The following is a 21,666-nucleotide window of genomic DNA, read 5'->3' on the forward strand; positions in this document are numbered from 1 at the left end:
GTTCATCTCTCGACTCCTCGGTTGAAGGAGCCGGAATGATCGGCCTTGTTCAATCTACTCGCTACGGTCTTGCTCTGGCGTAACCCGCGCCGCCAGCACCCCTCCCGCGAAGCGGGTTCGTGCTCCGGCCCAACAAAGGACCTCGGAATGTGACTGGCCCATCACAGGCTCTCGATTTGCTTACCGCCCAGTTGCAGTATTATTCCGATTCCGAACTGCTCGTTGCATCCAGAATCACGCGAACCGTCTCCTCTGGCTGGTCCCACATCGGGAAGTGTCCGCTACGCTCGAACCAGTGCAGCGTCGCTTCAGGGAAGGCTTTCATCGCGCGATCCGCCTGGCGCGGCAGACACAGCCGATCTTTGCGTCCCCAGCCGATGACAACGGGCGCATCCGTTGCCGAAGGGCCCTTCTGCATCGCGCCGTTGGCGAGATCCTTCACAAGCGAATTGACGGTGCGCGTATTGGCCAATGACTTCAGTTCACGCGCAACGAATGCCGGATCGAGTGCCCACGGCCTTGCAGAGAGCTGGGCCATGAGCGCGGTCCGGCCTGCGACATTTCCGGTGATGGCAGTAAGCGCCGGTCGCAGCGCGCGAACCAGAGCAACCGATGGCGTTATGGTGGCTTTGAAGAACGTCCGCTCCCACCCCTGCCAGAAGCCGCCCGGATCCAGTGCGACAACCGCGCCAGCTTGGCCGCGCCGCGCCATCTCGAGCACCAGGCGAGCACCCAGCGAGCTGCCAACCATATCGACCCCGACGAGATTTTCGGCGCGGAGCCAGTCGTCGAGACTACGCGCCAGCCCGTCGAACGTCCCGCTGTCGGCCTCTTCGGGTGTCTGCCCGTGGCCGGGCAGGTCCACGGCGATTAGGTCCCTGACTTGAGAAAGCGCAGGCAAAATCGTGTCCCACGAGTTGGAGTTTGCGCCAAGTCCGTGGACAAAGAGGAGGGGTTTTCCGCGCCCCGTGCGCGTGTAACGCATGGTCATGCAAGGGTAACGCCTCGCACCGACATATAGGGCCACAAATGTCTGTATTGGCGCGCGTGAGGCCAAGAGCGGACGGTCCGCTACCGGCCCAATTTCAGCCCAATTGAAACGATTCTAGCATCCAATCGCTGAGTCCGTCGAAACGGAGGTACACATGGCGACACGCGCATATTGGCAGGGTCAGATCAGGCTGGCGCTGGTTTCGATACCGGTGGAGATATACACCGCGACCAAATCCGGCGCCAAGGTCAGCTTCAACCAGATACACGAGCCCAGCGGCAAGCGGGTGAAATACGAGAAGGTCGTGCCCGGCATCGGTCCGATCGACACCGACGAGATTATCAAGGGTTACGAGGTGTCGAAGGGCGAATACGTCCTATTGGACGACGAGGAGATCGAGGCGGTCAAAATCGAGAGCCGCAAAACCCTCGAGCTAGTCCAGTTCGTCGATCAGTGCGAGATCGACCCTCTCTATTTCGAAAAACCCTATTACGTCGCGCCGAAGGACGATCTGGCCGAAGAAGCGTTCGTCGTCCTGCGGGAGGCTTTGCGAAAGGCAAAGAAGGTCGCACTGGGCCAACTCTCGGTGCGCGGCAGCGAGAAGCTCGTCGCAATCAAACCATGCGGCAAAGGCCTGCTGCTAGAAACCCTGCGCTATGCCGACGAGGTGCGCGCGGGCCAGTCATTCTTCGACGACATCGACGAGGCAAAGCCCAAAAAGGAGCTGCTCGACCTCGCCACCACGCTCATCGACCAGCGCAGCGCGCCCTTCGATGCAGGCGAGTTCGAAGATCGCTACATCGATGCACTGCGCAAACTGATCGACAAGAAGGCCAAGTCGAAGGGCAACAAGGCGATCATCGAGGACGCCGATGGCGACAATGGTGCGAGCGTTGATAATGTGATCGATTTGATGGCGGCGCTGAAGCAGTCGGTCGACGGCAAGAAGAAATCCTCTAGGTCCGCGGCGAGCAAGCGCAAGAAGAGCGCATAGGGCGATGGAGCTCAATGACCCCGTTCTGGTTCATTGGTTTGACTGGGACCTTCTCTCGCGACTTGGTGTGGCAGCCGCCATCGGCCTGTCGTTGGGCCTCGACCGCGAGTTGCGTGGCCATGCCGCAGGGATGCGCACACACGGACTGATATGCTTTTCGGCGGCCGCGATGACTGTCTCGACTGTGGCGCTCTACAACGAGCTCGGTGGTCAGCGTATGGATCCCTTGCGCGTTTACGAAGCAGCGGGCGCTTTCATCGGGATAATCGGCGCCGGGCTGATCGTGTTCAGCAAGGGCCAGGTGCACAATCTGACTACCGCTGCGCATCTTTGGCTCGCGGCCGTCATTGGAATTGCATGCGGCGCCGCGCAATGGCCACTGGTCGCGATTGCCTCGGCGATCAGCCTGATCATGCTCACGATCCTGCGCGTGGTCGAACCCAAAGACAGAGACCGCAGGATCGACGACACCAGCAACGATGATTGCAAGGATGGCTCGATCAATCCAGCCGACGAGACCACCTGATGGCCCGCCCCGACCCGCTCGCCACCTACAACGCCAAGCGCGACTTCAACAAAACGCCAGAGCCATCGGGCAAAGCACAAAGAAGCAAGGGCGGCGACCTCTTCATCGTGCAGAAGCACGACGCCACGAGGTTGCACTGGGACTTACGGCTGGAAGTGGACGGCGTGCTCAAAAGCTGGGCGGTCACGAAAGGTCCCTCGCCCGATCCAGATGTCAAGCGGCTGGCTGTGCGGACCGAGGACCATCCGATGTCCTATGCCGAGTTCGAAGGGACGATTCCCAAGGGCGAATATGGCGGCGGCACGGTAATGCTGTGGGACCGCGGCACCTGGGCACCGATCGCGGGCAAGAGCGCCGAGGATCTCGACGAGGGACACCTGCATTTCACCCTTAAAGGCGAGCGGATGCGCGGCGAATGGCTGCTTATCAGGCTGAAGAAGAAGCCGGGAGAGAAGAGGGAGAACTGGCTGCTACGCAAATTGCAAGACGATCACGCTGAGGAAGGCGACGCGCTCGTCGAGCGCGAACTAACGAGCGTTCTGACTGGTCGCTCCATGACGGAGATTGCAGCAGACAAGGCGGGCGAATTCTCGTTAGCGGACAAGAAGAACGATGCCTTCCTCGCGCAAATGGAAAAGGCCGCAGCGCACATTGCGAATAAGGTAAGACCGGAGAAGCGCAAGGCCGCTCCGCTTCCAAAATTTCGCAAACCCCAGCTTGCGACGCTGGTGGACGATGTGCCGACCGGCAACGGCTGGATGCACGAGATCAAGTTCGACGGTTACCGCGCGATCATCGCCGTTAAAGGCAGCGAGGTGCGCGTTTACACCCGCAGCGGCAAGGACTGGACCGACAAATTCGGTCCGCTCGTCGAAGCCATCGTCGCGCTCGACCTGCCCGCCTCCCTGATCGACGGCGAGATCGTCGCTTACGATGCCAGGGGCAATCCTGACTTCTCTACTCTGCAACAGGTGCTGAAACGCGGCCACGGCAGCCAGTCGAAAGCGGACAATTTGGCGTTCCACGCCTTCGACCTGCTCGAATTGAACGGTGAAGACTTCGCCAAACTCACCAATATCGAGCGCAAGGAACGGCTAGAGGCGCTGCTCTCCACCGCCGAGCCGCCGGTGCACGTCGCCGACCATGTTATCGGCGCTGGCGAGAAGCTCTACGATGCCATGTGCCGGGCCGGGCAGGAAGGCATCATAGCGAAGAAGATCGATGCGCCTTATCGCCACTCGCGCAGCAGGGCTTGGGTGAAGGTCAAATGCACGCGGCGGCAGGAATTCGTCATCGTCGGTTGGAAGAAGTCGAGCGCGAAGGGCCGCCCCTTCGCATCGCTGCTGCTGGCCCAAAACGAAGGCGATGAGCTGGTCTACAAAGGCAATGTCGGCACCGGCTTCACCGCCGACGAGCTTGACGATCTCGCGGCGAAGATGAAGCGGCTCAAGCGCAAGACCCCGCCGGTCGAGACCGACGCAGCAAGTGCGCGCGGCGTCACCTGGGTGACCCCAAAGCTCGTCGCCGAGATCGCCTTTGCCGAGTTCACCGCCGACGGAAACGTGCGCCACGGCAGCTATCTGGGCCTGCGCCGCGACAAGGATGCAGGCGACGTTAAGCCGGAAAGGTCAGTTCCTCCGCCCAAGACCGGCTCTGACGTGAAGATATCCAGCCGTGATCGTGTCGTCTTCCCCGATAGCGGGCAGACCAAGGGCGAGCTGGCCGATTACTACGAAGCCGTTGCGAGCATCATGCTGCCCTTTGCCGCGCGCCGTCCCGTCAGCCTGGTGCGTTGTCCGCAAGGGCGGGCCAAGAAGTGCTTCTTCCAGAAACACGACAGCGGCAGCTTTGGCGACGCAGTCCACCATGTGCCGATCAGCGAAAAGGACGGAGGGACCGAGGACTATCTCTATATCGAAGATGCGCGCGGCATCCTGCAATGTGTGCAGATGGGCACGATAGAGTTCCACGGTTGGGCCTCGCGCAGCAGCGACGTGGAGAAGCCCGACCGCATGATTTTCGACCTAGACCCGGACGAAGGACTGGACTTCGGCGACGTCAAGCAGGCCGCCGGCGACATCCGCGCGCGACTGTCCGACATCGGTCTAGTTAGCTTCGCCATGCTTTCAGGCGGAAAAGGCGTGCACGTGGTTGTGCCGCTAACGCCGGGGCATAATTGGGATGCTCACAAGGATTTCGCCCGACGGTTTTCGGAAGCCCTGAGCCTTGCCGAGCCGGAGCGTTTCACGGCGAACATGAGCAAGGCGAAGCGCAAGGGCCGGATCTTCATCGACTGGCTTCGTAACCAGCGCGGCGCGACTGCGATCCTGCCCTATTCGGCACGGGCACGCTCCGGCGCGCCGGTCGCTGTTCCGGTCACGTGGAACGAGCTCAAAGGAATGGACAGCGCAAAGCCGTTTTCCATCGATCAGGCAGACACGCTGTTGCGACGCGCTTCGTCGAAGGCGTTGCACGGCTGGGGTTTTGCCGACCAGCGCCTTCCCGATTTTTAAAGTCCGGTTTTCGGACACCTTTCGGCTCCTGACGGTTTAACTGGAAAGGAGGCGCGCTTGGCCGACACAATTACCGTAAATGGAACTGCTCACCCCATCTCTGACGACCCGCGGGTCAGTCTGCTCGATTTTCTGAGACAGCACGCAGGCCTCACCGGCACGAAGAAGGGTTGCGATCACGGTCAGTGCGGGGCCTGCACGGTGCTCGTGAACGGCGTCCGCATCAACAGCTGCCTGACGCTGGCGGCAATGCATGATGGCGACGCCGTGACAACCATCGAAGGTCTTGGCACACCCGACGGACCGTCCGCTCTCCAGCAGGCTTTTCTCAAGCATGATGGCTTCCAGTGCGGCTATTGCACGCCGGGCCAGATCTGTTCGGCGACCGCCATGCTGGAGGAACTGGCCGCCGACTGGCCGAGCGATGCCAGCGAAAGTCTCGAAGGCCGCATCGCCATTTCCGGCGAAGAGATACGCGAGCGCATGAGCGGCAATCTGTGCCGCTGCGGCGCTTACGCGAATATCGTGGCCGCGATCGAGGAAGTCGCAGCGGGAGAGCGCTCATGAGGCCTTTCCAATACACCCGCGCGCCTTCGCTGGCCGAAGCGTCGAACCTGACCGCAGGCGAGGATACACTCGCCATTGCGGGGGGAACCAACCTGCTCGACCTCATGAAGCTGCAGGTCGAAAAACCGGAACAACTTGCCGACATCAGTCGGCTGGGCTTTGCGGATATCAAGGACACGGATGACGGCGGCCTGCGCCTCGGCGCGCTTGCCACCAACACAGAGACCGCAGTGCACCCACGTGTACGCAGCGACTATCCTGTCCTGTCGCGTGCCATTCTGGCCGGAGCGACGCAGCAGTTGCGGAACAAGGCTACCAATGGCGGCAATCTGTGTCAGCGCACGCGGTGCTTCTACTTCACCAATGTCGACCAGCCTTGCAACAAGCGCGACCCCGGCAGCGGCTGCGGCGCGATTGACGGCATCGCAAAGCTGCACGCCATCCTCGGCACAAGCGACCAGTGCATCGCGACCTATCCAGGCGATATGGCGGTTGCGCTGAGCGCCCTCGGCGCGACCGTGCAGATTTCCGGCGACACGGGCGAGCGCAGCGTATCGGTGCGCGACTTCCATTGCTTGCCGGGCGATACGCCGTGGATCGAGAATGTCCTCGAGCCGGGCGAAATCATCACTGGCATCGTTCTTCCGGCACCGGTTGGCGGCACGCAAATCTATCGCAAGGTGCGCGAACGTTCGTCCTATGCCTTTGCGCTCGTTTCCATCGCCGCCATCGTCGAAATGAGCGACGGCAAGTTCTCCCGCGCCGACCTCGCCTTCGGCGGACTGGCGCACAAGCCGTGGCACGATGCGCGGGTCGGAGAGGTCCTGTTGGGCCATTCGCCTTCCGAAGCGCTGTTCGACAAGGCCGCTGATATCCTTCTCGAGGATGCGCGCGGGTTTGGCGAGAACGATTTCAAGATACCGCTCACGCGGCGCACGCTTCATGCCGTTCTGGCGCAAGCGACGGAGGACGCAGCATGACGGTCCATTTCAAGCAGGATGAGCCCCACAATTCCAATCGCCTCGATGATATGAAGCAGGGCGTGTTAGGCAAGCCCCTGCCGCGCATTGAGGGACTGGCAAAGGTCACCGGCACAGCGCCCTACGCCGCCGAATATCCGGTCGAGAATTGCGCCGAGGGTGTGCTGGTCACCTCGACCATCACGCGCGGTGAGGTTCTCTCCATCGATCGGGCAAGCGTATTGTCCATGCCCGGCGTGATCGCAGTGGTCGATGATGAGAAGATGTGCACTCGCGCCGCGCAGGGGACCGCCAATGAAGCGCCCATGCAAGGGCCGGGGCAGGTCAGCTACTGGGGCCAGCCGATCGCGCTGGTGGTTGCCGAAACGTTCGAGCAGGCGCGCGATGCGGCCAAACATTTGAAGGTCGAGTATCGCGAGGACGAAGGGGCCCCACTCGGCCCGAACGCGGTCGAACCGGAAGAGCAGGAGGAAGAGACGGTGCATCAGGGCGATCTGGCGCTTGCAATGGCCGAAGCCGCGCACAGTGTCGACGTCACCTACACCACCAAGGGGCATGCGTCAGCCGCGATGGAACCGCACGCCGCAATTGCACGATGGAACGGTGACAAGCTGACCGTCCACGCCTCGCTCCAGATGCTCAACTACAACATCACCGAACTGGCCGACGCGCTCGATATGAAGGAAGAGAATATCCGCCTCATATCCCGCTTCGTCGGGGGCGGATTCGGTTCCAAGCTGGGCGTCAGCGAAGAGGTGGTCGCAGCCTCGCTGGCAGCGAAACAGATTGGGCGGCCCGTCCGGGTAGTGCAGTCGCGCCAGCAGGTATTCCAGACGGTCATGCGCCGGAGCGAAACCACGCAGCGTCTGCGACTTGCGGCAGACAATGAAGGCAAGCTCACCGGCTTCGGTCATGAGGCGCTGGTTTCCAACCTTCCGGGCGAAACCTTTGTCGAGCCCGTGCTACAATCGTCGCACTTCATGTATGGTGGTGAAAATCGCGAACTGATACTCAACGTCGCGCGCATTCACCGCATGACGGCCGGATCGGTGCGGGCTCCGGGAGAGGCGGTGGGCATGCCGGCGCTCGAAGGCGCCATGGATGTGCTTGCCGAGAAGGCGAGTATCGACCCGGTCGAGCTGCGCCTGCGCAACATACCCGAGAGGGATCCCGAGGAAGACCTGCCGTTCTCCTCGCATAAGCTTGCCGATTGCCTGAAGGAGGGCGCTGAAGCCTTCGGTTGGGACAAGGGCCTCCGCAAACCGCGCCAGCGGCGTGAAGGCGAGTGGTGGATCGGTACCGGCATGGCTAGCGCCGCTCGCGTCCATAACATTTCCGAAGCGAAGGCTCGCGTGACGCTGAGAGCCGATGGCACGGCGCTCGTCGAAACGGACATGACGGATATCGGCACCGGTACCTACACCATCCTCGCGCAGATTGCCGGAGAGATGCTGGGACTGGATCCGGATCAGGTTCTGGTCGAACTGGGCGATACGCGCCATCCGAGGGGACCAGGGTCGGGCGGCAGTTGGGGCGCAGCTTCGATCGGTTCGGCGGTCTATATCGCATGCATGGCGATCCGCGAGGACCTGGCTGACAAGGCAGGCACGAGTGAGAAAGAACTCGACCTTCGCGCAGGCAAAACTGCCGGCGGCGATGCTCTCACGGATCTTCTCAGTGGCAACGACATAGCCCGCGAAGGCCATTACGAGCCGGGCGATATCGAAGACGATTACACCGCCTCCGGCTTCGGCGCCTTCTTCGCCGAAGTGCGCGTCAATCACTACACCGGTGAGACTCGCGTCGATCGCATGCTCGGCGCATTCGGCTTCGGGCGCGTCCTCAATGCAAAGACCGCCCGTTCGCAGTGCATCGGTGGCATTACCTGGAGCATCGGCGTGGCATTGACCGAGGCACTGGAGTTCGATCCGCGCGACGGACACCTCGTCAATTGCGATCTTGCGGAATATCACGTGCCCGTTCACCGCGACGTTCCCGATCTGGAAGTCGTGCTGGTGGAAGAACGCGATGGCGCGGCAAGTCCCATTCAGGCCAAGGGCATCGGCGAGCTTGGAATGTGCGGAGGCGCGGCAGCCATCGCCAACGCGATCTACAATGCCTGCGGGGCGCGTCTGTTCGACTATCCGATGACACCGGACCGCGTTCTGGCTGCAATGCCCGACTGATGCTGGCCAATTATGCGATTTAAAGGGTGCGCAACGAGGATCACCTCGCGCTAGCTGCCGCGTGCAAGTTCAAGATCGGTGATGTGGTTGCGGGCACCGAGATTCGCAATCGCGCGACCGTCATCCAGCAGAAGACTAATCGGCCTGTGCAATTCGAGATCACGGCCGATGTGCGAGCGACATTGCTAGAGTGGTTGGAACGCCGGGGCGGCTCTACGCGCGATTATCTGTTCCCCAGCCGCGTTGACCACGCCGGCCACATGAGCACGCGACAGTATGCGCGTCTGGTCGATGAATGGGTAACGGCGATCGGACTGCGCAAAGCAGAATACGAGACACACTCGCTTCGACGGACGAAAGCGGCCATGATCTACCGCGCAACCTGCGCCATCCGAGCTATCCAAATACTGCTCGGCCACACGAAAATCGAAAACACTGTGCGCTACTTGGGCGTCGACGTTGGAGACGCCTTGCTCTTAGCGGAGCGAACTGAAATCTAGCCAAAGAAGCGGTCGCTCGGCAGCCCTGATCGACCGCTTCCAAATTGCCGCGAAGGTGCACTGATCGGCCGACATCGGGTGGGAACCGGACTTGAGCTAATGAGATGGGGGTGCAATTTGGTAAAGAAAAACGGCTATTAAGCTGCACATGAAACGATTGGCCGTGACCATTATCGCGCTTCTTCTCGTCGGCGGATGCAAGGAACCGACCGGCTCGGACTGGCTTGACCCGCTGATTATTCGCGACTTTGATAAAAGGGTAGAGTTGACGAATGCTGTAAGGCGCAGCCGGTTTTCATATTGCTTCTACGGCTGTGATCACGTTTGCTCGATCGACCCCGAACCAACCATCTATCGCGATCTTGACGAGCAGATTTTCAACAGGATGATCGAAGTGCGTGATCGCGCTAAACGAAGTGGCCTCGTGTTCGAAGTGCGCGAAAAATCTGGGATAATCTACGAACCTCGTATTCCTCCCGAACTGTCTCCTGAAGAAGTCGGACCAGCGAAATTGATCTGCCTGCAAAGACAGCGCGATGACATTGAAGAAATCGAGTCATTACTAGATCAATTGGCCCCTAAGGGCACGTAGATTGTCTGCCGCGGCTTTGACCTCCAAGTGGCTCGTCAGCTAAAGGGTCGTCAGCGGATCGACCGGATTTGAAACTAAGTCGAGCTTAGCAGCCGGTCGGCTTCTGGCGGGCGGCGCACCTAGCGCGAACGTCTGATTATGGGGTGGATTGGCGACCGTCAGGTTCTGGCGAAGCGCGTGACGAAGCTTCCGTTTGTTACGCCCCCTTCTTATTTCTCCCGCAAGTTGAAGAATGAGATCCTCGCGCGGTGTCCGGCAATCGATGTACGCCGGCGATCTGAGAGATCGATAGAAAGCTTGGATTTCTTTCACTTTGCTATAATATTTGCCAAATAAGCTGGCTCATTCAAGATTGACGACAAAGTGTGACAAGATGGCTCGCAGCGTCCGGAAATTGACATATCTCGCGCTGGCAAGCGTAATGCTTGCTAGTGCGGGGTGCGAAGCCCACGCGAATGATGGCGTGACCTATAAAAGTGTTGATGTCGTCGTTCCGCCTGCCGAGGTGGCAGATCCAAATCCGAAGATGAACCGTTTAGGGCCTATAAGCGATCATCTGGAGGAGAATGCCCGGCTTGCTGCGCAGGAAATGGGAATAGAGGCAACGTCGTATTCCACTCAAATCGGACCGCGTGGCGATTATCTTTTGTCCGCTGCTATGGGGCCGGGCGGCGGCGTATTCTATATCGCGCCGTTCCTCGGGCCATATCCAGGCCCCGATGGTCACGATCCTTGGGACAGCGTCACTATCAAAGGTGGCGCTGAAATAGTTGCCGTCTGCCGAATTGTCGTGATCAGGAACGCGGATACCCCGCTTCGAGCAGCAAAGTTCGAAGATTTCGTCGCCAATTGGCCAGACCACAAATGTCATGAGCAGGAAATCGATACAGAGCAACAAGCGCTCTTCGATGAACGGCTTGCGAAAAACGGGTATTCGGTTTTTCGTGAGACAACGATACCTGATGAAGGGAGAGCATGGCTCATCGAGTTACCCGAGGGGGACAACTCGGAATTCGATGTCGAGAAGGCACTTGACCTAGCTGCGGGCAATCGACGGGTTGTAAGCAGCATGGTCCTCTTTCCGTTCCAACGCCAGATGGGGGTGGCCGATTTGGACGATGGAACCCGCCTGTTCTTTTATGACAGGACTATTGAGAGAACCTACAATCCGCGGGTTTGTGTCGTTCAGGGCATTGAATGGAAACGGTTTGCCATTTGGAGATACTCACGTGGTGAGAGTTCTCTAAATCAGTGGTGCGACGAGGCCTTGCGAGCGCAGACGGAAATGACTCGCGAGCGAATGAGACAAAGTTGGAAGGGCAAGCCGAGCCCCGTCATTCAGACAAGACCCACTCATTCGTCAAAACGGAACTGAGCAACGCTGCCAATCTCCGGACAGCGCCATTCCAGCTTGGGCTACTGCTTCGGCGCGTAAAACGGCTTCGAACGTGCGCTGAAAGATAGGACGTTCTCGACAAAGCCCGTCGCGACATCCGCGCGCATCACTTTATTTCATTATCGAGTTTAGGCCATCCAAGAGAAGCAAAGGCGGGCCGCGGCATCGAGTTTAAAGGTTTCGAACGTCCGCGATGTGGTTGTGTGCGGACCGTCCGGTACTAGCTGGCGAGTAGACAAAGCCGCCAGTCCGCTTATGGGGCGTAAACCGCAGCCAGACTTAGTCTGCTTTCGGGTGGTTTCGCGACTGTCGGCTATTGGGCAAGATAGCGGACGTAGGTTCGGCGGGCAGGGATTTTGACGATGGCGGGAAACGACCCAAAAATGGCCGCAGGACGATCAACCCACTTCACCTAAGACCGGTCACTGATCGTGAAGGGTTATGGCCGGGTTGCTATTGGCGCTGGCAGCACAATAAGCTCAATCGCGTGGCCGTGTCGATAACCTCGTAGACCTGCGTTGTACGCGACGGCAAAGTGCTGGATGGCGTGCAGAACTTCAGCAACTCCCGCATTGGGTAAACCCCCATCACGGATAGGATCAAAACCGGCAAAATCAGGAGCGTCCGGTGCAATGCGCCTCATCGCCCGAATGCGATACTCGGAGCAATTCTCGGAAGCATCCTCTGCCAAGTCATCTAGCGCAGCATCGGTCGCCAGTTCGCTCTCATCTGCCATCCTAATTTGGCGATCAAGGCAATCCCAATATCGACCGAGAATATTCAGCGCCAGTTCTGCGCGACCTCGATCCGCTGCCGAGAAGTTTGGATCGATCCCAAGGCGCACCTTCTGCTCGACCAAATAGCGAGCCAGACCGTCGTGATAGCCCTTCACATAGTCGTTGCCACCAGTGCCGATCCAACGGGCGCCATCGATTTCTTGTTTTAGCAACTGAGAAGGGCCTGCGGGAACTACACAGGGTCTCTGGACTCCGGTGGTAATAGTTATCCGCCGGTAGGTGCAATCGGCATCTAGGCGGGCGACGATCAGGACCGTCTCGAACTTAGGGCCAAAATCAAGTTGCTCGGACTGTGCTGACGCAGCACCACTGAAGTTCATTGAGATCGCAGCCAGTAGGATTGGTAGAGATTTCAATTTTCTGGCCCTATCTTTGCTGACTCAACTTTGCGCCCGATTGCATATGAACAGTTCATGCATTCTGAATTTGCGAATGTCCGCTTCTCCACTTCAAACTTCAAAATCCGACAGTCGTAAAACCACCCCAATTTTCGCTGTTCCGGCTAGGGCGTCATGGATGACCTGAACGTCGGCTTCTAGGAAGTCCAGCGCCAACGGCGAACGTCTTCAATGGGGTCGTAAGCCGACAGTCTTCTTTCCGGGTCAGAGGCGCCTGAAGGAGACCGTCCGCTATCGGGCCAATTCCTGATGTCCAGAGAGTTGTCATGGAATTTAATGTGTACCGGGCTGAGAGCTCAACAGTCAGCACGTCAATATTTTTGTTAGGGGTCAACTATTCGGAAGAACATCGTGGTAGCTTGTTGGCTCCGCGACCTACCGAACACCAAACGCAACGTCGTCATTAACTTGCAGCAAGATAACCGTTCCCATCTGAGGAGGAGGGAAACTTAGGACAGTTGCGAAGGCGCTGAAATCATCAAACCACGACCGGCGCGGCCAAAAGCTTTGCACAAACATGACCGCGTTATGTGCGTGGTAGCTCTTTGCTTCGATAATTGCCGATGCTGTCCCGTGATTACGGTGATACCGCAACGACCCGTCTGTGGCAGGATCGAGACCAAGGATACCGCACAGCTGATCAAGTCGAGCTGTCCTGGTAGGAGGATTACCCGTTGGGTCAGCCAACTACTCCGCGACCGTTGGATTAAAAGTCCCAAAGACCTTCGCTTCGATGGCAACAGCGCCAAGCCCGCCCTCGTGACGATTGCTAGCAATGAGGTCTGTCTGGCTTGGCCGTTGACCTTCAACAAGATCGACAGATCGATGAAAAACCCAGCAATCAGCAATCGCGAAGGACGATATTGTTGCTCAACGCAGCCAGAACAGACGACGGCAACGCGTTCGCAGCAAACCAGAGGTCGACCACAGATTTGACTGAACTTCCGGACTGCCGATAGGTTGGCGAACCGAGATGATGAATTGCGCCCTTTGGTCGAAGCTACGGAATGTGAACCCTTCGGATCGAATTCCCGTCTCGTATTACCAGTCGCTCACCTTCCCCGCTTGTAGTCTTCGCCAAACCAAGGTTACTTGAGTTCCGCGTCTCGTTGGCAACAAAATGGAATGAGCAGGAGTGCCACCGGACCAATAGCCTGTGCGTGACAGAGAGACGCCTGTTGCGACAATGGATCTGGCTTGGTCTGGGGGATAGCGTTGAGCGATGACACAGACGGTTCTTGAAAAAGTGCGAGCGTTCGTCGAGCGTTTACGACCGGATGCAGTTTGCGATGACTGCATTGCCGACCGCTTGGGACCGTCGGTGAGGCAACACGCCAATCACAAGACGCGGGAATTGGCCGGGTCACCGGGTTTCCAGCGCCAGGTCGATACCTGCACGCTTTGCGGTTCTTACAAGAAGGTCATCCGTCGCGCATGACCAAGCTTAGCCAATTCAAAAAAATTTATCCCGCAAATCTCAAGAAAGCAGGAAATGCGGGATAAAACGTCCCGTGGTGGGGAAAGCGATAAACGTCTTCATTCGATGATCGCGACCGAGGCCGGCTACCTCACTGCTTTGAGCCAGACGCTGGCGAATGGCCTGCAGAGGCAGTTGGATTGGCCGAACCGAATGCGAGAGTTCCGCAGAACCGCTGGCACTTATTTGAAAGCTCTCGCGCTACATCCCAGATCTGTGTGAGATCCCAGCTGCGTACGCAAGGTTCAAGACGATGGATGCGAAGCTCTGAACCAATGCCCGTCGCGTCTCTGAGGACAGATGTTAGAACGACAGGGGCCAGAAATTGCACGTTCCTAGGGAGGGTCAAGAACCGAATTGCAGGCACACGCAGCAGACCACCGAAAGGTCGCTGCGTCCGTCACCCAGACCCTCCAGCTGGACGATTGCTGCAATCGTATAATCACATCATTCTTCGCAGCATCGAGCAATGTCGAGCGTCACAGCCCGCTGCATCGCACATACAAACGCGTCCAAATGTTAAAGCGAGGTTCCGGCTGACATGGCCGTTGCGGAAAAATTCGCTCGGAGAAGCCTCAACCTCACTTCCTAGCGAATTACGCAACCAGCAGATCCACTCCTTCGATCATGAATAAATTTCGGGTTGATACCAAGAATCTCGACCTGCTTGCGATGCCGTGATGCCAGTGGCTCCTGCCGGCGCAAATGCCGCCATGTCCTCCACGATCCGAGCAAGCCGTGACGAAATCGCCATGGGCGCTGCGTCTTCCGAGAACTGAACGACGTCCTGCCCGTCAAAATCTCTCGATTGAGATATTCCTGCTATCGATCCCCTCGCCTCGCTGAATGGGGTTTCCATCAACGCATGGAGATCCGGCACTGCAAAGGCTGAGGTGCTGATAGGACCGGGCAGCTGGCTTCTGCCCCGACCCGCAACTGGCTGATCGGCAGCGAACGCAGGCTCGTCGAAAGGCTGTGCCCATCTTCTCCGATAGTCCTTCTGCGGGGGCGCCATCCGACCTAGGGAAGCCCCGCCTTCGATCTCGTTCGCTGCCACGCGTGTCGTTGAGAACTGGGAGGTGGACTGGGTGCTTTCGCTGAAGATGAAGTCTGATGCATCGAGGTTTGCGGCCGAGAAATTGATGAGCCTGATCTGCGCGGTGTCGACTGTCGTGATGACCGTGTCGGCACCATCCTGCACGATCGTGAGATCAGCGAAGTCGTCTCCGTCGCTACCGGCATTGAGCAGGGCGATCTTGTCGAGGCCGTCATCGAAATCGAGGATCCGGCCCCAGTTTTCCGAGGGACTCATCTCCCACCCTGCCCCGGCAAAGGCCGTGACATCGAACACGAAGTAATCTGCCGCGCGGGTAGTATTGACGCTGATGACCCCGCCGTAACGATCGATATCGTCATCGCCTGCAACCTTGGCGAACCGGCGCACCTCGATCACGTCGCTGCCATCACCGCCGACCAGCGCCGAGTTCCAGTCATCGTTGATGATATGATCGTCGCCGCCAAATCCGCGCGCATAATTGCCGTTTGCCTCGCCGGCGGTGAGATCGATCAAGTCGTTCTGCGAGGTCCCATCCATGGTATAGCCATCGTAAGCGACCGAATTGGTCGTCACGGGATAAGGGATCGAACCTCCACCACCGCCCGATCCGCCCGATCCGCCGGACCCGCCGCCGGTACCCGTGCCATCGTCGCTGAAGATGAAGTCTGATGCATCGAGGTTTGCGGCCGAGAAATTGATGAGCCTGATCTGCGCAGTGTCGACTGTCGTGATGACCGTGTCGGCACCATCCTGCACGATCGTGAGATCAGCGAAGTCGTCTCCGTCGCTACCGGCATTGAGCAGGGCGATCTTGTCGAGGCCGTCATCGAAATCGAGGATCCGGCCCCAGTTTTCCGAGGGACTCATCTCCCACCCTGCCCCGGCAAAGGCCGTGACATCGAACACGAAGTAATCTGCCGCGCGGGTAGTATTGACGCTGATGACCCCGCCGTAACGATCGATATCGTCATCGCCTGCAACCTTGGCGAACCGGCGCACCTCGATCACGTCGCTGCCATCACCGCCGACCAGCGCCGAGTTCCAGTCATCGCTGATGATATGATCGTCGCCGCCAAATCCGCGCGCATAATTGCCGTTTGCCTCGCCGGCGGTGAGATCGATCAAGTCGTTCTGCGAGGTCCCATCCATGGTATAGCCATCGTAAGCGACCGAATTGGTCGTCACGGGATAAGGGATCGAACCTCCACCACCGCCCGATCCGCCCGATCCGCCGGACCCGCCGCCGGTACCCGTGCCTGAAAGGTAGTTGGTCGAATTGAGCGACAAGATTGCGGCAAGATCGACTCTCACTTCACCGGAGGTGAAAGCCCTGGCGGCGACATCGTAGACGCCATTGCTAAACTGGATGTACTCGAATTCGGATAGGTGCTCAGCACCCCCGGTTTCGACCTGTCCGGCGGACGATCGGCTCACTACGAGCAGATTGACGTCGTACTGCCATTCGACGAAGAGATCGGCATTGGCTCCGTAAGTGCCCGCATAGACGAAGGTATCGATCCCTTCTCCACCATAGAGATACTGCTCGCCCCCACCGTTGCCGTAGACAATATCGTCGCCGGCCCCACCGCTGAAGGCATCGGTCTCGGCGCTCCCGATCAGGATATCGTTGCCCGTCCCTCCTCCCAGGTCTGCGCGTGTGGCGTTGCGTGCATCCAGCACGTCATTGCCTTCCATGCCCACGAGAATATCGGCAAAACCATTCGCACCCTGGACTTCGAGATAGTCGTCGCCTTCACCGCCATTGAGATACTGCATGCGATTGCTATTGAAAGAGCCGGACTTGACGACGTCATTCCCAGCTCCGCCATAGAGCCAGTCGTTACCGCTTCCCCCGGTCAGGATGTCATCTCCAAGCCCCCCGTTGACGACCTTCACAAAATATCCTGATGACGCAGAATTGATCGTGTCGTCACCGTCCAGGCCTTCGTAGGCGGCAAAGTAGTTACCGGAATAAAGGCCTGACGAGGTATCGAGCGTGACCGTGTCTGCGCCGTTGGTCAGCGAAACTGCAACCGCCGCCCAGTCGTAGGTTGAAGGGAGGGCGTTTCCATCGAGCGTGTTTCCAGAGAAAGTTGCATAGCCGTAAACGCCCAGATCCGGATCGAACGTGCCGGTCAGCGTGTTGTTCGAAATAGTGGCTGCAGCGCCCGAAAAATTGCCCAGGAGCACTGTCCCCGGGTTTCCGCCCGTATTCACATAGGCGGAACTGATCGCATTGTTTGCAATCAGGATCGTCTCGCCCTCATCGTCATTCGAACGGGCTGCAGAAGTGTAGAAAATGTAGCCGTTACCGGAATACTGGTTTGCCGCGTTCGAAGACTTCGTGATCGTGTTGCCAGTCGCGATAAGCGAGCCGCCACCCTCGAGATTGACCGGGTGGTTGGAGTAGCCATAGCCACCATCGCTGATGATATTGTCGACGACGCGAGTGGAGTTGACGACTGTCTTGATGGCATGGCCGTCGCCAAACCCGCTGAATTCGCTGTCCTCGACGTCGACCGAAAGGCCCTGGAAGTAGATCGCATGCTCCTGTCCCGAGTCAGTTCCATTGTCGATGAAGAAGCTGGCGCGGACCGTGAGTGTGGCTGAGCTGCCCGGGGACGTACCGAGGATACCGTTCTTATTGTTCTCGAAATAGCTGTCGATCACTGTCAGGTTCACGCCTTCGAACCGGATCCCCGCTTCGTTCGAGGAGGCGCTCCCGGTTGGGTCGTCGTCTGTGTTGTAAAAGCCGATTCCCTCGAAGGTCGCGCTTGCGCCTTCGGCAACGAAGAACAAGCCCTTGGCAAAATCGGTCGCCGCGAAGAAGTTGGCGCGACCCGTTGCTCCCGGAGTTACCCGGATGGTGACATCGTGCGTGATGTTAAATCCGTTGGATCCACCGAGATAAACCCCGTCGGACACGGTGTAATTTCCAGGCGCCACGTTGATGATCGTGATGTTCGGATCGCTAAGCGCGGCCCGGAGTTGTTGGATTGTTGAGACCGTTGCTTCTGCCATAATCATTCTCCCAAACAAACACTGCGCCTGCCCGCGGCATTCGCATCCTCGTCTGGGTAGAAAGCTTGATCGGCACTGCTTCCCGCGCAGGTGCTCGCTACGATCTACCTATCCCCGATTGCAGCGGACGATGCCGCACCTTCTTCAACAAGTGGCTCGCGGCCAAGTGAGCCCCAGGCACGGCGAACCGAAGCCCAATTGGCAGAATACCGATTTCGCGGGTGCAGAATACTATTTCGCGAGAGGCGGTCCGTTCGGCACTTCGTTGCGAAACACCCAGTGACGACTGGCAAGATAGCTGAGCGCGGGCACGATACAAACGGCGGCGACGAAGCCTGCCCTGTAGCTCCAACCCAATGGTCCGATGGCAAAAGCCATGATGACAACGTTGGCTATGAACCCGCCAACAGCAGTGACAATGAAGCGCAGCGCGCGCGTGGCGTTGCGGCGAGCAGCTCGAAAGACCCAGCGCGATTGGCCAAGGAATGTCACCGATAGCGCCACGAGGAAGGCGAGGCCATTGGCCAGCGCCTTTGGAGCTCCAGCCATCTCGATCGACAGCCACAGCACCAGGAAGTGGGTCGCGGTTGCAATCAACCCGACGACACCGAACCGCAGGATTTCGCCGAAGCGATCTCCCATCACCTGCGCGTGGGATTCTCCCTTGCCTAGGCCCGCCATCGGGTGGCAGCCTTGGCCGACGTCGCCACTGGTCTCTGGACCTTCGGGGCGACCGTGCGAGTTCTTGGATCGCCGGTGCGCCGTTCTATCGGTTTGAAGCCAATCGCCTCGCCGACCACGTAAATTGGTCTCTCTTTGGCCTCGACGTAAAGACGCCCGATATACTCGCCCATGATGCCGAGAGAAATGAGGTTCGCTGCGCCGAGAACGAGAACGGCCACCATCATCGAAGCATAGCCGGGGACGTCGCGACCGAAAATCAAGGTCTGCCCAATGATGATTGCCGTATATGCCAAGGCACATAAAGCCAGCAGTCCGCCAACATACGTCCAGATGCGCAGCGGCAAAGTCGAGAAGCTGGTAATCCCGTCGAGTGCGAAGTTCCACAGCTTCCAGTAGTTGAATTTGGTCTCGCCGGCCGCGCGTTCGGGCCGCGCATAGGGCACGGCAACCGAGTTGAACCCAACCCAGGCGAACATGCCCTTCATGAACCGGTTGCGTTCACGCAAGGCCAGCGTTGCATCGACCACGGCTCGGCTCATCAAGCGGAAGTCCCCGGCATTCTCCTCGATCGGGTGATCGGCAATGCGGTTGAACCCCCGGTAGAACCAACCTGCGCTCAGGCGCTTCAACGCGCTGTCCTGGGAACGATCCACGCGCTGTCCGTAAACGTTGTCGTAGCCGTCCCGCCATTTCTCGACAAAAGCGACGAGCAGCTCGGGGGGGTCCTGCAAATCGACATCCATGGGCACCACCGCGTCGCCAGTCGAGAAATCGAGGCCTGCAGTTAACGCGGCTTCCTTGCCGAAGTTGCGGCTCAGATCGACGATCCTGATGCGATGGTCGCGAGATTGCTCGGTCTTGAGGACGTCAATCGTGCCGTCGCGACTGCCATCGTTGATGAAGATGATCTCCGTTTCGATCGCGATCTGCTCGATAACGGGACGCACCGCGGCGAGGAAAACCGGGATGGCCTCTTCCTCGTCATAAACCGGGACGACGAGTGACAGTTCGGGATCGCGCGACATTTGGCAGTCGACCTGTAACGGTTGGCGGAGTGAAGACCTCTAGGCTCCGGAAGCTAAAATTATCCTAATCGTTAAGGGGCAGGCCGCTTGGCCTTAACCGCATTTCAAGCTTGCCAAGGTAAGCCTGCCGTCAGTCGAGCGCTGCGAGAAAGAGTTTTCAGATATGCGAGCTTTCTCGCAGAACATCGATGATCCCGACTTTGCCGTGCGACACCCCAGTTGCGCCTGGGTCGCCATGGCCCTTGCTCTGGTTTGTGCTTTCGTCGTCCAGACCCCTGACCTGGTTCTGGAGCGCGCCACGCCCAACCTCGATTTCTGGGTGCACTACAATTATGCCCGCGAATATGTTGCGGCGATCGAGGCGGGCGAGTGGCGTCCGCGCTGGGCTTATGACGCGCATCAGGGCCTCGGGGAACCTGGACTCCTTTATTATTCTCCTTTGTATTATTACGCGGTTTGGGCGGCTAACTTGGCTCTCGGGTCTGTCTGGCACGCCATGCAGTGGGTCGAGATAGCCGGCGGCGCGATGCTGGGGTGGTTTGTATGGCGTCTGTGTTCCGACTGGGGCTTGGGACGTCTCTCTCTGGTCGCAATTCCGATTGCGACATTCACGCCCAATCTCGTTCTCTTGCACCATGGCTTCAACGGGTATCCCTGGGCGACGTCCGGCGGCGCATTGGCATATTTCTTCTGGTCCATAATGCGGCCGCTGGCATTCGACAGGAGAGTCGTCGATCCCGTCGCAATCGTCGCGCTCGCCCTCGTGATCTGTTCGCATACGGTCAGCGGCTTGATGGCGGTGATCATGGTCGGCGCGACCGGACTGCCGGCGTTCTTGCGCGCACCTGTCGCTTGCTGGAGGCTGCCTGACATCTGGAAGTCAGTCCTGACCATCGTGGGAGGTCTGGCATTGTCGTCCTGGTACCTGCTGCCGGCCTTCGGATCGCTCAATCTTATTGAGGCGGCGGTGTGGCGCGAGAATTTCCTGCCCTACGACGCCTTTAGCCTACCGATCTTTAGCGCCGTCGCTCACGGTATCCGTTGGTTTGGCTTCCAATGGCCGGCATCGCTCGCATCCTTTGCCCTGTCGGTAGCCGGGCTCGCGCTTGTCTGGCGCAACACCGTCGCCGGTTCTCGGCCCTTGTGGCTTATGCCAACAATCGCGATTGTCGCAGTTACATTCTTTCTTTCGACCGAATTGTCGTATCCCCTCTGGACCTTCGATACGCCGCTGCGCAGCGTGCAATTCCCACATCGCTTCATCACACTGCTGGAGCCCATTGCGCCATTTATCGCTGTCAGCGCAATTGCGCGGCTCAAGCATCAAAAATCCCTGCAAATGATTTCGATCAGCGCTTTCGCCGTGGCTTCGGTCGCATTGGGCAGCGCCTTGATTGTCAAGAGCGCGGTGTTGGACGGAGAACCTCTGGAAAAGCAGCTGGGCGCATTGGCGCCGTATCCTGGGCTGGACGAGTATCGCACCGCCGCCGCCGCCGAGCGCGGTTATCGCAGCGATGATTTCGATTGGTCGGCCCACTGTGCCGCGCGGCAGGCAAGTTGCTCGAAGATCGGCCGCCTGAACGGCGCGATACACTTCCGGGTCGAGAGCCCTCAAGCGGTGTCACTCGCATTTCCCTTGTTTCACTTCCCGAGCTGGACAGCGAAGGTCAACGAGAAACAAGCACCGCTGCGCCCTCAAGATGAGACAGGTCTTGTCGAACTCGATCTGCCAGCCGGTCGCAATTTGGTCACGATTTCATGGACCAGTCTGCCATTGGAGAAGGTCGGCGCATGGCTATCGCTTGCAACCATTCTCTTGCTCCTTGGCACTTCCTACCTGCTAAGCCGGAGAAACATCACAGCTATTCCCCGCGAATATCGTACTGGATAAAACAGGTTTTCTGTTGCCTCGCGAGCCAATGATGGCTTCGCCCCCGCATCCACGATTACCACTCATCGAGG

Annotated in this window: 15 protein-coding genes and 2 pseudogenes; 11 read left to right on the forward strand and 6 right to left on the reverse strand. The window is 58.7% G+C overall.

Annotated elements, in window-relative coordinates; translation table 11 throughout:
- Positions 1–199: 199 nt before the first annotated feature.
- Entirely contained in the window at positions 200–991 is a 792-nt protein-coding gene (locus ACXYN8_RS11535) for an alpha/beta fold hydrolase (RefSeq protein ID WP_458889607.1), read from the reverse strand.
- Positions 992–1,145: 154 nt separating this feature from the next.
- Between ACXYN8_RS11535 and ku the strand changes: the two genes are divergently transcribed.
- The 9 genes and pseudogenes from ku to ACXYN8_RS11580 all read left to right on the forward strand — a co-directional run bounded on the left by ku (position 1,146) and on the right by ACXYN8_RS11580 (position 11,224).
- Positions 1,146–1,985, forward strand: coding sequence for a non-homologous end joining protein Ku (ku, locus tag ACXYN8_RS11540; protein ID WP_458889608.1), 840 nt, complete (start codon positions 1,146–1,148; stop codon positions 1,983–1,985).
- 4 nt (positions 1,986–1,989) lie between these two features.
- Positions 1,990–2,511, forward strand: a complete 522-nt coding sequence (locus ACXYN8_RS11545; RefSeq protein WP_458889609.1) for an MgtC/SapB family protein — start codon at positions 1,990–1,992, stop codon at positions 2,509–2,511.
- Entirely contained in the window at positions 2,511–5,024 is a 2,514-nt protein-coding gene (gene ligD, locus ACXYN8_RS11550) for a DNA ligase D (protein ID WP_458889611.1), read from the forward strand. The genes ACXYN8_RS11545 and ligD overlap by 1 nt, the downstream gene beginning before the upstream one ends.
- A 57-nt stretch (positions 5,025–5,081) precedes the next feature.
- Positions 5,082–5,591, forward strand: a complete 510-nt coding sequence (locus ACXYN8_RS11555; protein ID WP_458889612.1) for a 2Fe-2S iron-sulfur cluster-binding protein — start codon at positions 5,082–5,084, stop codon at positions 5,589–5,591.
- The gene (locus ACXYN8_RS11560; protein ID WP_458889613.1) at positions 5,588–6,571 is read left to right on the forward strand and encodes an FAD binding domain-containing protein; all 984 of its coding nucleotides are present in this window, start codon (positions 5,588–5,590) and stop codon (positions 6,569–6,571) included. The genes ACXYN8_RS11555 and ACXYN8_RS11560 overlap by 4 nt, the downstream gene beginning before the upstream one ends.
- Positions 6,568–8,757: a xanthine dehydrogenase family protein molybdopterin-binding subunit gene (locus ACXYN8_RS11565; RefSeq protein WP_458889614.1), complete on the forward strand. Its 2,190-nt coding sequence runs from the start codon at positions 6,568–6,570 to the stop codon at positions 8,755–8,757. The genes ACXYN8_RS11560 and ACXYN8_RS11565 overlap by 4 nt, the downstream gene beginning before the upstream one ends.
- Positions 8,758–8,822: 65 nt before the next feature.
- Positions 8,823–9,257: pseudogene (locus ACXYN8_RS11570) on the forward strand (tyrosine-type recombinase/integrase); the annotation flags it as partial.
- Positions 9,258–9,405: 148 nt separating this feature from the next.
- Positions 9,406–9,849: a hypothetical protein gene (locus ACXYN8_RS11575; RefSeq protein WP_458889615.1), complete on the forward strand. Its 444-nt coding sequence runs from the start codon at positions 9,406–9,408 to the stop codon at positions 9,847–9,849.
- Positions 9,850–10,222: 373 nt separating this feature from the next.
- A complete protein-coding gene (locus ACXYN8_RS11580) occupies positions 10,223–11,224 on the forward strand; it encodes a hypothetical protein (RefSeq protein ID WP_458889616.1) in 1,002 nt (333 codons plus the stop codon).
- 460 nt (positions 11,225–11,684) lie between these two features.
- On the opposite strand, the gene ACXYN8_RS11585 is transcribed toward ACXYN8_RS11580, so the two are convergent.
- On the reverse strand, positions 11,685–12,362 hold the full coding sequence (locus tag ACXYN8_RS11585; protein WP_458889617.1) for a hypothetical protein: 678 nt from the start codon (positions 12,360–12,362) through the stop codon (positions 11,685–11,687).
- Positions 12,363–12,815: 453 nt separating this feature from the next.
- A pseudogene (locus ACXYN8_RS11590) lies at positions 12,816–13,304 on the reverse strand (DUF6946 family protein).
- A gap of 358 nt (positions 13,305–13,662) precedes the next feature.
- Here ACXYN8_RS11590 and ACXYN8_RS11595 point away from each other — a divergent pair.
- The gene (locus ACXYN8_RS11595; protein ID WP_458889618.1) at positions 13,663–13,878 is read left to right on the forward strand and encodes a hypothetical protein; all 216 of its coding nucleotides are present in this window, start codon (positions 13,663–13,665) and stop codon (positions 13,876–13,878) included.
- A gap of 664 nt (positions 13,879–14,542) precedes the next feature.
- On the opposite strand, the gene ACXYN8_RS11600 is transcribed toward ACXYN8_RS11595, so the two are convergent.
- From ACXYN8_RS11600 to ACXYN8_RS11610, 3 genes are all read right to left on the reverse strand, one after another.
- Complete coding sequence (locus tag ACXYN8_RS11600; RefSeq protein ID WP_458889619.1) at positions 14,543–17,995, reverse strand: calcium-binding protein; 3,453 nt, start codon at positions 17,993–17,995, stop codon at positions 14,543–14,545.
- Positions 17,996–18,226: 231 nt separating this feature from the next.
- The gene (locus tag ACXYN8_RS11605; RefSeq protein ID WP_458889620.1) at positions 18,227–18,676 is read right to left on the reverse strand and encodes a GtrA family protein; all 450 of its coding nucleotides are present in this window, start codon (positions 18,674–18,676) and stop codon (positions 18,227–18,229) included.
- Complete coding sequence (locus tag ACXYN8_RS11610; protein WP_458889621.1) at positions 18,664–19,704, reverse strand: glycosyltransferase family 2 protein; 1,041 nt, start codon at positions 19,702–19,704, stop codon at positions 18,664–18,666. The genes ACXYN8_RS11605 and ACXYN8_RS11610 overlap by 13 nt, the downstream gene beginning before the upstream one ends.
- A gap of 163 nt (positions 19,705–19,867) precedes the next feature.
- Between ACXYN8_RS11610 and ACXYN8_RS11615 the strand changes: the two genes are divergently transcribed.
- The gene (locus ACXYN8_RS11615) at positions 19,868–21,595 is read left to right on the forward strand and encodes a hypothetical protein (protein WP_458889622.1); all 1,728 of its coding nucleotides are present in this window, start codon (positions 19,868–19,870) and stop codon (positions 21,593–21,595) included.
- The last annotated feature ends 71 nt before the right edge of the window (positions 21,596–21,666 follow it).

Source organism: Altererythrobacter sp. CAU 1778, assembly GCF_054482795.1.